Source organism: Thermocatellispora tengchongensis (assembly GCF_014202315.1).
Lineage (GTDB): Bacteria > Actinomycetota > Actinomycetes > Streptosporangiales > Streptosporangiaceae > Thermocatellispora > Thermocatellispora tengchongensis.
Genome location: NZ_JACHGN010000027.1, coordinates 160,370 through 170,580, shown reverse-complemented (window position 1 = coordinate 170,580; position 10,211 = coordinate 160,370). Strand labels below are relative to the sequence as shown.

7 protein-coding genes are annotated in these 10,211 nt (G+C 73.5%); 3 read left to right on the top strand and 4 right to left on the bottom strand.

Annotated elements, in window-relative coordinates; translation table 11 throughout:
• Window positions 1-239: 239 nt before the first annotated feature.
• Genes HNP84_RS43770 through pgsA form a run of 4 tightly spaced genes read right to left on the bottom strand, consistent with a single transcriptional unit; the run spans window position 240 to window position 3,510 of the window.
• Window positions 240-782: a hypothetical protein gene (locus HNP84_RS43770; protein ID WP_185055996.1), complete on the bottom strand. Its 543-nt coding sequence runs from the start codon at window positions 780-782 to the stop codon at window positions 240-242.
• Window positions 779-1,918, bottom strand: a complete 1,140-nt coding sequence (locus HNP84_RS43765; RefSeq protein WP_185055995.1) for a glycosyltransferase family 4 protein — start codon at window positions 1,916-1,918, stop codon at window positions 779-781. Before HNP84_RS43765 ends, HNP84_RS43770 begins: the two co-directional genes overlap by 4 nt.
• Before the next feature lie 7 nt (window positions 1,919-1,925).
• Complete coding sequence (locus tag HNP84_RS43760) at window positions 1,926-2,876, bottom strand: phosphatidylinositol mannoside acyltransferase (RefSeq protein ID WP_185055994.1); 951 nt, start codon at window positions 2,874-2,876, stop codon at window positions 1,926-1,928.
• Window positions 2,866-3,510, bottom strand: coding sequence for a phosphatidylinositol phosphate synthase (gene pgsA / locus HNP84_RS43755; RefSeq protein ID WP_185055993.1), 645 nt, complete (start codon window positions 3,508-3,510; stop codon window positions 2,866-2,868). The genes HNP84_RS43760 and pgsA overlap by 11 nt, the downstream gene beginning before the upstream one ends.
• Before the next feature lie 239 nt (window positions 3,511-3,749).
• On the opposite strand from pgsA, the gene HNP84_RS43750 reads away from it, so the two are divergent.
• From HNP84_RS43750 to HNP84_RS43740, 3 genes are all read left to right on the top strand, one after another.
• Window positions 3,750-5,879: an elongation factor G-like protein EF-G2 gene (locus HNP84_RS43750; RefSeq protein WP_185055992.1), complete on the top strand. Its 2,130-nt coding sequence runs from the start codon at window positions 3,750-3,752 to the stop codon at window positions 5,877-5,879.
• Between the two features lie 209 nt (window positions 5,880-6,088).
• Complete coding sequence (locus HNP84_RS43745) at window positions 6,089-7,741, top strand: glycoside hydrolase family 10-like protein (protein ID WP_185055991.1); 1,653 nt, start codon at window positions 6,089-6,091, stop codon at window positions 7,739-7,741.
• A 199-nt stretch (window positions 7,742-7,940) separates the two neighbouring features.
• Window positions 7,941-10,175, top strand: coding sequence for a hypothetical protein (locus HNP84_RS43740; RefSeq protein WP_185055990.1), 2,235 nt, complete (start codon window positions 7,941-7,943; stop codon window positions 10,173-10,175).
• Window positions 10,176-10,211: the final 36 nt, after the last annotated feature.

The window sequence follows — 10,211 nt, the reverse complement described above, 5'->3', positions numbered from 1 at the left end:
CGGAGGGTCGGGCGGGTCGGGCGGGCACGGCCGGGGGTGTCGGGCGGACCCGGCCGGAGGCGCCCGGCGGGCACGGCCGGGGGTGTCGGGCGGGCACGGCCGGAGGGTCGGGCGGGTCGGGCGGGCACGGCCGGGGGTGTCGGGCGGACCCGGCCGGAGGCGCCCGGCGGGCACGGCCGGGGGTGTCGGGCGGGCCGACGGGGGCGTCGGGCGGGCACGGCGGGGGCGTCTTACTCGGGTTACTCGGGGGACATCGCCTTGGGCGGGGCGTCGTCGATCTCGAAGAAGTCGGGGTAGTCGGTGTTGCCGGCCAGGCGGAGGGTGCGGGCGAGCCAGCGGCGCTGGGCCGTGCGCGTGACGCTGACCGCGTTGTTGTAGAACCGCCGGGAGTAGACCACCTTGGCCACGGCCTCGTCGAGTTCGGCGAGGAGCGCCGCGCCGCCCGCCGACTCGGTGAGCTTCTCGCGGAACCGCTCCTGGTCCACGGCCGCACGTAAGGTGCGCGACAGGTCGCTCTCGGCGTGCTCGCGCTCCTCCGGCCCCGCCGTGCGCGCCTCGTGCGCGGCCGAGGCGAGCACGAGCGAGGTCGCCGGGTCGAGCAGCCGGGACGCGGCCAGTTCCAGGCACACGGCCGCGCGGCGGACCAGCGCGACGTCCAGGGCCTCCCTGGCGAGTTCCAGCCGGATGTGCAGCCGGTCGAGCCGGCCCGCCCGCCAGGAGATGTAGACGGCGGTGAGCACCAGCAGCACGCCCACCACCAGGGCGATCACGATCGTCGTCATGAGGCGCTCGCCTGGTCCTCCACCACTCCGGTCCCGACGGAGGTCACGGTCTCGTACACCCGCACGACGTCGCGCGCCACCGTGGACCAGTCGTACTTGCGCACCGCGCGGCGGGCCTCCTCCGACAGCGCGGCCCGCCGCGCCGGGTCGTCGAGCAGCCTGCCGGCCTCCTCGGCCAGCGAGCGCGGGTCTCCGTTGCGGAACAGGGCCCCGGCCTGGCCGTCGCCCAGCACCTTGCGGAAGGCGGGGATGTCGCTGGCCAGCACCGGCGCCCCGGCCGACATGGCCTCGGCGAGCACGATGCCGAAGCTCTCGCCGCCGGTGTTGGGCGCGCAGAACACGTCCACGGAGTGGTAGGCGCGGACCTTGTCGGCCTCGCTGACCATGCCGAGCAGCGTGACCCGGTCGCGGAACTCCTTGGGCACCTTGTCGTAGACGTCGTCGGCGTCGCCGGGGCCGGCGATGAGCAGTTTCAGCCGGGGCCGCTCGCGGGCCAGGATCGCGAAGGCGTCGAGCAGGATCGGCAGGCCCTTGCGCGGCTCGTCCATGCGGCCCAGGAACCCGAGGGTCTGGCCGTCGGGGCCCCAGCCGGGCAGCGGCTCGCCCTCGGCGTAGCGGGCGACGGTGACGCCGTTGGGGATGAGCACGGTGTCGCCGCCGAACTGCTCGACCAGGCTCTTGCGGGCGGCGTCGGAGACCGCGATGCGCCCGCTGATCTTCTCCAGCGCGCTCTGCAGCATCGGCTCGGCCACCGCGATGGCGCGCGAGCGCACCCAGGAGGCGTGGAAGGTGGCCACGATGGGCCCTTTCGCCGCCCAGCAGGCCAGCACGCCCAGGCTGGGCACCAGCGGCTCGTGGATGTGCAGCACGTCGAAGCCGCCGTCGCGCACCCAGCGGCGCACCCGGGCGGCGGAGATGAACCCGAACGCCATGCGGGCCACGGACCCGTTGTAGGGCACGGGCACCGCGCGACCGGCCGGCGTGACGTACGGCGGGAGGTCGGCGTCGTCGCCGGCGGGCGCGATCACCGAGACGTGGTGGCCGTCGGCGATCAGCGCCTCGGCCAGGTCGCGGATGTGCGCCATGACGCCGCCCGGCACGTCCCACGCGTACGGACAGACGAGCCCGATCCTCACCGCGCGATCACCGCTCCGCCTCGCCGCGGGCGCCCGCCGCGCCCGGCCGGGGCTCCAGGTCGTCCAGCCAGAGGCGCTGCAGCATGTGCCAGTCCTCCGGGTGCTCGGCGATGCCCTTCTCGAACACCGAGATCAGGCTCTGCGCGACCGCGGAGACCTTCTCCTGCCGGGTGCCCTCCTCGGGCACCGGGATCTCCTCGTGGATGCGGAAGGCCCAGTCGCCGCCCTCGTACCACAGGATCACCGGCAGCAGGGCCGCGCCGGTCTGCACCGCGAGCAGCGGCGGCCCGGCGGGGACGCGGGTGGCCGCGCCGAAGAACTCGACCTCGACGCCGCGCGCGGTCAGGTCGCGCTCGGCGGGCAGGCACACCACGCCGCCGCCGCGCACGACCTGGGCGAGCTTGCCGAAGTTGTGGCCGTCGCCGCCGGTCAGCGGCAGCACCGTCATGCCCAGGCCCTCGCGGAAGGCGACGTAGCGCCGGAACAGCGACTCGGGCCGCAGCCGCTCGGCGACGGTGGTGAACGGGTGGCCCATCGCCACCAGCCAGGCCCCCGCCTGGTCCCAGTTGCCCATGTGGGGCAGGGCCAGCACGATCCCCCTGCCGGTGGCGAGGGTCTGGAAGATGTGCTCCTCGCCGGTCACCCGGCTGCGCCCGACGATCTCCTGCTTGCTCATCGACGGCAGCAGGAACACCTCGTGGAAGTAGCGGAAGTACGACCGCAGCCCCGCCCGGGTCAGCTCCCGCAGCTCCGCCGAGCCGGGGGGCAGCCCGGTCACCCGGGCCAGGTTGGCCTCCAGCCGCCGTACGGAGGTGCCGCCGCGGCGCCACACGCGGTCGGCGGCGGCGCGGAACGCGGCGGCGGTGAGCCGCCGGGGCAGTTTGGGCACCACCGCCCAGCCGGCGCCGAATCCGGCCGCGATGAGGCGGTCCTGGATGGAGGGTGGCTTATCGCTCATCGCTCTCCCGATCGGCGGAGGGGGTCGAAGCCGCAGGCGCCAGGGCCTGGCGGCGGACGTGGAGCACGCGTTGCACGACGGTGACCGCGCTGCCCAGCGCCAGCAGCCACAGGCCGGCCGCCAGCACGTAGGGCACCCCGAGGCCGTCGAGGAAGGCGGGCACGAGCGCCCCGACCAGGCGCTCCGGGCGCTCGACCAGGCCGACGTCGCAGTTGAAGCCTAGCCCTTCGGCTCGCGCCTTGACGTACGAGACGAGGGCGCCCGCGACCAGGCAGAACAGCGCGACGCAGGCGAGCACGGGCCGGCGCTCCAGGGCGAAGTGGATCGCGAGCCCGGAGAAGATCGCGGCGTCGCCGAGCCGGTCCAGCGAGGAGTCCAGGAAGGCGCCCCACCGGCTGCCCCGCCCGCCCCCCAGCCGGGCCAGGACCCCGTCGAGCAGGTCGGCGAAGACGAAGAAGGTGATGACGAGCGTGCCGGCCGCGAGCTGCCCGCGCGGGTAGAACACCAGGGCGGCCACCACCGTGCCGAGGGTGCCGGCGGCGGTCACCATGTCGGGGGTCACCCCCATGCGGGCCAGCGCCCGGCCGAGGGGGGTGAGGACTCGGGTCACGGCGGGGCGCAGGAGTTTCAGCATGGCGCGTCCGATCGTAGGCCACCCGGGCGTCGCACGGGATATGGCTCGCGGCCAAGGGGGCGGGTCCAGCACTTTACCTTCTCCCCCTTGTGAGATTGCCCACATGGGTATTTGGTGAACACACCGCGTCTTGTCGGTGACCCGGCGGTCGAGGCCCCGGCAGCGCGTGTGCAGGACGCGGTGGCGGACCGGAGTGCGGCCGCGTGCTCGCGGGCGCACGTGACAACGCGGGAGGCGATGTGGCGGACAAGACAGGCGGCGGGACCGCGGGAGCCGCGGGCAGGGCACCGGAGGCCGACCGGCCGGACATGGTGCGCAACGTGGTGCTGGTCGGCCATTCGGGAGCGGGCAAGACGACGCTGGTCGAGGCGCTGCTGGCGGCTACGGGCACCATCCAGCGCCCCGGGCGGGTCGAGGACGGCACCACCGTCAGCGACTTCGACGAGGTCGAGGTGCGCCAGCAGAGATCGGTCAACCTCGCCCTCGCCCCGCTGGTCCACAACGGAATCAAGATCAATCTGCTGGACGCGCCCGGGTACGCCGACTTCGTGGGCGACCTGCGGGCGGGCCTGCGCGCCGCCGACGCGGCGCTGTTCGTGGTCTCCGCGGCCGAGGGGGTCGATGGGCTGACCAAGATGCTGTGGGAGGAGTGCGCGGCGGTCTCCATGCCGCGGGCGGTGGTCATCACCAAGATCGACCACCAGCGCGCCGACTTCTCCGAGGTGCTGACCACCTGCCAGGACGTCTTCGGCGACGGCGTGGCGCCGTTGTACCTGCCTCACGACGGCGGCCTGATCGGGCTGCTGTCGCAGCGCTTCTACGACTACTCCGGCGGCTCCCGCGCCGAGAAGGAGCCTCCGGCGGAGATGCTGGAGACGATGGAGGAGTACCGCGGGGCGCTCATCGAGGGGATCATCCAGGAGTCCGAGGACGAGTCCCTGATGGACCGCTACCTGGCGGGCGAGGAGATCGAGACCAAGGTCCTCATCGACGACCTGGAGAAGGCGGTCGCGCGCGGCGGCTTCTACCCCGTGCTCGCGACCGGCACCGGGATCGGCGCCGCCGAGCTGCTGGAGATCGTGACCCAGGGGTTCCCGTCGCCGATGGAGCACACCATGCCCGAGATCACCACGATCGACGGCAAGCCCGTCCGGGGCATCACCTGCGACCCCGACGGGCCGCTCGTGGCCGAGGTCGTCAAGACCACCAGCGACCCGTACGTCGGCCGCATCAGCCTGGTGCGGGTGTTCTCCGGCACGCTGCGCCCCGACATGACGGTGCACGTCTCCGGGCACGGGCTGGCCGAGCGCGGCCACGAGGACCACGACGTGGACGAGCGCATCGGCGCGCTGTCCTCCCCGCTGGGCAAGAACCAGCGCCCGGTGCCCAAGTGCGTGGCGGGCGACATCTGCGCGGTGGCCAAGCTGTCGCGGGCCGAGACCGGCGACACGCTCTCCGACAAGGACCGGCCGCTGCTGATGACCTCCTGGACGATGCCGGAGCCGCTGCTGCCGGTCGCGGTCCAGGCCCGCTCCAAGGCCGATGAGGACAAGCTCGGACTGGCCCTGAACCGGCTGGTGGCCGAGGACCCGACCCTGCGCCTGGAGAACAACGCCGAGACGCGCCAGATCGTGCTGTGGTGCATGGGCGAGGCCCATGCCGACGTGCTGCTGGACCGGCTGGCCAAGCGGCACGGCGTCGAGGTGGAGAAGGTCGAGCTGCGGGTGCCGCTGCGCGAGACGTTCGGCGGCAAGTGCCAGGCCATGGGGCGCAACGTCAAGCAGACCGGCGGCCACGGCCAGTACGCGATCTGCCACCTGGAGGTGGAGCCCCTGCCGTCCGGCGGCGGGTTCGAGTTCGTGGACAAGATCGTCGGCGGCGTGGTGCCCCGGCAGTTCATCCCGTCGGTCGAGAAGGGCGTGCGCACCCAGATGGAGCGCGGCGTCCTGGCCGGCTATCCGGTAGTGGACGTGCGGGTGACGCTGTACGACGGCAAGGCCCACTCGGTGGACTCCTCCGACATGGCCTTCCAGATCGCGGGCGCGCTGGCGCTGAAGGAGGCGGCGGGCAAGGTGCCCACGCTGCTGCTGGAGCCGGTGGACGAGGTGTCGGTGCTGGTGGCCGACGAGTACGTCGGCTCGGTGATGTCCGACCTGTCCTCGCGGCGGGGCCGGGTGCTCGGCACCGAGCCCGTGGGCAGGGGCCGTACCCTGGTGCGGGCCGAGGTGCCGGAGCTGGAGATCACGAGGTACGCGATCGACCTGCGCTCGATGTCGCACGGCACCGGGACCTTCCACCGCTCCTTCCTGCGGTACGAGCCGCTTCCGTCGCATCTCGCGCAGAAGGTGACCGCGGGCACGGCCGGCTAGCCCAAGAAACCGCCAAATCTCGGTAAAACCCCCAACGGGCCTTTTATCGAGAATCGTGGGGCAAAGCCCCTTGCGTGGCGTACGTCCGGCGCCGGGCGAGGGGCTGCCGCCTCTTGAGCCCCATTTGACTCTTTCATCACATCCGCATCACAGAACGATTTCGTTTTTCCGGCGTAAGCATGCGGGCCGCGGTGCCAGACTGAGGAACCATGCGAAACGGACAACGGGAGAAGGGACGTCCCCGCCGCGCCCTGCTCGCGGCCACCGCGGTCGCGGCCGTGACCACGGTGGCGGCCTACAGCTTCGGCCCGGGGGCGAGCGCCGAGCGGGCCGCCGACACGGCGCAGAAGGCCGGCAAGGCGGGCCGGTCGGGCGACGCCGCGACCGAGGCCACCGCCGACGCGACGGCCGACGCGGCCCGCACGCCGGCGGCGCCCGACTGCGACCTCGACCCCGCCCATCCCAAGCGCCAGTTGCGCGGCGTGTGGATCGCCACCACGACCAACATCGACTGGCCCTCCCGCCCCGGCCTCAGCCCGGCCAGGCAGCAGGCGGAGTACGTCCGCATCCTCGACAGCGCGGTCAAGCGCGGGCTGAACGCGGTGTTCGTCCAGGTGCGCCCGGCCTCCGACGCGCTGTACAAGTCGCCCTACGAGCCCTGGTCGAAGTTCCTCACCGGCAAGGCGGGCAAGGACCCGGGCTGGGACCCGCTGCCGTTCCTCATCTCCGAGGCCCACAAGCGGGGCCTGGAGTTCCACGCGTGGTTCAACCCCTACCGGGCGGCGTACGAGTCGTCGGTGTCCGAGCTGCCGGCTAGCCATCCGGCCAGGCAGCACCCCGGCTGGGTGGTGAAGTACGGCGGGCGGCTGTACTACAACCCCGGCCTGCCGTCGGTGCGCGAGCACGTGGTCAAGGTCGTCACCGACGTGGTCAACCGCTACGACATCGACGGCGTGCACTTCGACGACTACTTCTACCCCTACCCGAGCGGCGGGGCGACCTTCGACGACAAGGCCGCCTTCGCCAAGTACGGCAAGGGCCAACGGCTCGCCGACTGGCGGCGCGCCAACGTCAACACCCTGGTCGCCGAGGTCGACAAGGCGGTCCACGCCGCCAAGCCGCACGTGAAGTTCGGCATCAGCCCGTTCGGCATCTGGCGCAACCGCTCCAACGACCCCAAGGGCTCGCAGACCAGCGGCATGTCGGCGTACGACTCGATCTACGCCGACGCCCGCGCCTGGATCAAGGCGGGCACGGTCGACTACATCATGCCGCAGCTCTACTGGCCCCGCGGGTTCAAGGCCGCCGACTACTCGGTGCTGGCGCCCTGGTGGGCGGCGCAGGTCAAGGGCACCGACGTCCACCTGTACATCGGCCAGGCCCTCTACCGCGTCGGCGCCACCGACGCCGCGCAGTGGACCAGGCCGGGCGAGCTGCCCGCGCACCTGACGCTCAACCGCAAGTACCCCCAGATCCGCGGCGACGTCTACTTCAGCGCCAAGCAGCTTCTCAGCAACCCGCTGAAGGTGCTCGATGCGATCAAGAAGCAGCACTACTCGCGCCCGGCGCTGCTGCCGCTGGTGGAGGAGCGCGGCGGCCAGGCCCCGGCCAAGCCCGGCGGCCTGACCGCGAACGGCGCGACGCTCACGTGGAAGGCGAGCCAGGGGGCGCGCTCCTACGCCGTCTACCGGGTGGACGGCGATCCGGGCGAGTGCGCCACCGCCGACGCGCGCAACCTGGTGGCCATCGTGCCCAACGGCACGAGCTACACCGCCACCGCCTCCGGCACGTATCTCGTGACCGCGCTCGACCGCCTGCAGCACGAGAGCAAACCCACCCAGATCACCGTCAATCTCTCCTGAGTCCGGATCGTTGGGCCGGTGTTCGCGCGGAACGCCTGGACGCGGGCCCTCCGGCTCCCCTACGGTGCCAGCGCGTGCATCGTACGACCGGCGGCGCATGCCGCACCGGCGTGCCATCGCCGTGCCCCGGGGCAGGGACTCTCATGTGCCCCGCGCGGCAGGGCCGCGGGCACAGGGGAACGACACAGGGAGGACACCGGTGAGGCGGACGCTGTCGGCGTTTGCGCTGCTGCTCGGCATGCTGCTCGCGACGCCCGCACCCGCGGGCGCCGCGACCACGCACGACGCGTCCGCTCAGCCGACAGCGGCCGCACGTGCGGAGACCGGCGCGCCCCGCGCGCACGCCGGCGCCACCGGCTCCCGCGCGGAAGCGGACGCGGCCCGGGTCCAGGCCGGCCACGCCGATGGGCGGGTGGCGTTGGTCGGGGTGCCGGGGCTGCGGTGGAGCGATCTGAGCGAGCGGGAGACGCCCAATCTGTGGCGGCTGGCCGGGCGTAGTGCGCTGGGGTCGCTTTCGGTGCGCGCGGTCGGGCGGGTGACCTGCCCGTACGACGGCTGGCTGACGGTTTCGGCGGGCGTGCGGTCGGCGGTGGGCTACTGGTGCGGGCCGCCGCCCGCGCCCGAGCCCTCCGCCGACGGCGGGGCGGTCATCCCCGACTACGGATACCTGCACGCGGTGGCCGGGCAGAAGCACGCGGGCACGCTCGGCGAGGCGCTGCGCGCCGCCGGGCAGTGCGGGGTGGCGATCGGGCCGGGCGCCGGGCTCGCGCTGGCCGACCGCGCGGGCCGGATCGGCGTGTACGCCGCCTCCCTGGCCGACCTGCGTCCCGGCGCGCTGACCCGCTGCCGGGTCGTGGCCGCCGACGTGGACGACCTGATCCGGCCCTACCTCGCGACCGGCACCCTCTCGCGTACCCCCGAGCCCTTGACCGCCGCGCAGCGCGCCGTCGCGCTGCGCCAGGCCGACGCCAAGGTGGGGGCGGTGCTGGCGGCGCTGCCCGCGGGCACCGAGGTGCTGCTCGCCGGGCTGGCCGACCACGACTCCGAGCCGCATCTGCGGGCGGCGATGCTGGAGCGGCCCGGGGCGGCCGGGCGGCTGCTCGGGGCGGCCTCGACCCACCGCGAGGACATCACGATCCTGCCCGACATCACGGCCACGCTGCTGACGGGCGCGGGCGTGCAGGTCCCGGCCAACGTCGTGGGCACGCCGTGGCGGGTGGCCGACACGCGTACGGGCCCGGTGGCCGAGGCGGTGGCGGCGCTCGACGGCGCCGACGTGGCCGGGCAGACGATCAGGAGGCTGGGCGGCGGCTTCTTCACCGCCCTGGCCGTGCTCCAGGTGCTGTTCTACGCGGTGGCGTTCTTCCTGCTGCGGCGCAGGCGGGCGCTGGACTGGCTGCGCTCGGCCGCCCTGGTGCTCGCCTCGCTGCCGGTGGCCACCTACCTGGTCAACCTCACCCCCTGGGGGCAGGCGGGCATGCCGCTGCTCGCGCTGGTGGGCGGCATCCTCGGGTGCGCGGTGGTGCTCGGCGCGGTCGCGCTGTCGGGGCCGTGGCGGGAGCGCCCGCTCGGCCCGCTGGCCGTGGTCACCGGCGTCACGGCGGCCGTGCTGGCCGGTGACCTGCTGACCGGCACCACACTGCAGCTCAACAGCGTGATGGGCTACACGGCGGTGGTGGGCGCGCGCTACTACGGCCTGGGCAACATCCCGTTCGCGCTGCTGGCCACCTCGGTGCTGCTGACGGCCACCGTGCTGGCCCACTGGCTGATCGGACGGGGGCGGCGCGATCTGGCCGTGGGCTGCATCGTGGCGCTGGGCGGCCTGGCGATGATCCTGGGCGGCTGGCCGGGCGTGGGCAGCGACTTCGGCGGCGTGATCGCGTTCGTGCCCGGCATCGCGGTGACCGCGATGATGATCGCCGGACGCCGGCTGTCGCTGGTCAAGCTGGCCGCGTTCTGCGTCGCGGGCGGCGTGATCGTGATGGCCATCGCCTACCTCGACTACCTGCGCCCGCCGGGCTCGCAGACGCACCTGGGCCGGTTCGTCGGCCAGGTGTTCAGCGGCGAGGCGCTGGAGGTCATCGGGCGCAAGCTCTCGGCCATGCTGGGCACGCTGCTCAGCCCCAACCTGATGCCGATCGTGCTGGCCGCCGCCGCGTTCCTGGTCTTCGCGGTGCTGCGTCCCGGCGCGGCCACGGCGGGCGTGCTGCCCGCGGCCTTCGAGCGGACTCCCGCGCTGCGCGCCGGGTTCGTCGGCACGCTGGTGAGCGGCGTGGTGGGCATGCTGGTGAACGACTCGGGCGCGGCGGTGCTGTCGATGGCGCTGGCCCTGGCCGTGCCGCTGGTGCTGTCGGTGGGCATCAAAGGGCTGGACGACCCGGCCTCCCGCCCCGCCGAGGACCCGGTGACCCCGGTCGCCCCGGCCACGACGTGACGCGACGCGGCCGTGACGTGGCCGTGAAGCACTGAC